Source organism: Borrelia persica No12, assembly GCF_000500045.1.
GTDB classification, from domain to species: domain Bacteria; phylum Spirochaetota; class Spirochaetia; order Borreliales; family Borreliaceae; genus Borrelia; species Borrelia persica.
Genome location: NZ_AYOT01000021.1, coordinates 1 through 1,515, shown reverse-complemented (window position 1 = coordinate 1,515; position 1,515 = coordinate 1). Strand labels below are relative to the sequence as shown.

Here is a 1,515-nt window from a genome sequence, read left to right as displayed (position 1 = left end):
AATATTTCATTTTCTGTTCTACACCCTATACAATCATCTTTACGTTCAACATCCCCACTTGACAATGACTCAGATAAAATGTTTGGGGGCGTTTTGTTTAAGAAACTATCTTTCTTGTTCAATTGTCCGTTATTGCCCATATTTTTCTTCAAATTGACCAACACGCTTTCTCTCATTCGGTTCATTAAATGAGCTCGCTCCTTTTCTGCTCTCCTAAGCCTCTCTTTTCTCTCTTTTGCCTCTTTGGCAAACAACTTTTGCAAATATTCTTGCAGTCTCTTTTTTTCTAGCTTGCTTTTCTCTTCTTTCTTCAGATCCACTTTTTTCTTTGCTTCTCTTATTTTATAAATTCGCACATTCTTTAACGATTTTTCCCTTTCTTTTCTTGAAATACTTTTTTCAATGCATATGCTTTCATCATAAACAGTTTTTTTAACATGCCGTTTTTTATACTTGTTTGAGTACCAGTCTCTAAATCGACCTTCCCAAATTACTTCATAATCGCTTATTATCCCATCTTCCCTTTTCATCATCATCCATATTTTGTGTTTATACCTATTTGCAAATTGCTTTAAAAAGTGTTCTAAAATGTCTTCAAGGTTGTACTCAATTCCATAATCAATTATTGCTTGCTCCAAATTTAACAGCGCATTTATGTATGTCGAGTCGTTATTACTCCTTTCTTTTATTTGCTTCAGATATTTTTTGCTAATTTTGTAGTCAGATAACAGTCTTGTTTCGACATCTTTCCTAATTATTTTGCAATCTCTTTTCTTTTTTTCATAAAAATCAGCTTTTTTCAAAAGCATTTCTGAGTTCTCCATAGAATTCTCTTTTTTTATATTGCTTATTTTAGCTTTATTAATTACATTGGACATTTCGACATGCGACATTTCGGTTGTATTGTTATGTTCATTTAGGTTAGGTTGACTTTCTTTTTTTTGAGAGTTTGTCCTACAATTATGCATTGTATTTTGTATGTCTTGATTAAAGTCGCTAATGATTTTCTTTTCTTTTAAATTTTCTTTTAGGCGTTCTTTTAAGTATTCTAAAATTATTTCTTTGTGTTTGTGTGCAAATGCCATGTTTTGTATATAATGAGCAATGCTTCCATGTCCCACTCCAAGTCTTCTAATTTTAGATTTAATCAATCCAATTTCATTTAAAATTTTAATATCTCTCTCGATAGTTCGTTTACATACCTTTTTATAGCCATCGTTTTTTAATAGTTTACTTACTATATTGTAGATATCGTTTGCTGAGTATTCTTCAGCACCACCTGACTGTTTATAGTTTTTATTTTTAGCATCTATTGACCAATATATTTTAAGTAGTCTATTGTGCTGTTTTAATGTTTTGATTATTTGTAATTTGACCTGAGATACGGGTATGTTTGTTATTTCAGATGATGTTTTGTATTTATTTAAGTCAACAAGATTTTTTAGTATTGATTTTATTTGGCTTTTTGTGCCGGTTGATTTGAAATTTTTTTTATCTTTTGCTATTATATTCATA

1 protein-coding gene is annotated in these 1,515 nt (G+C 29.9%); it reads right to left on the bottom strand.

Annotated elements, in window-relative coordinates; translation table 11 throughout:
• Nucleotides 1-1,515: plasmid maintenance protein (locus U881_RS11355; RefSeq protein WP_024652904.1), on the bottom strand; the 1,515-nt coding region annotated here is incomplete at both ends.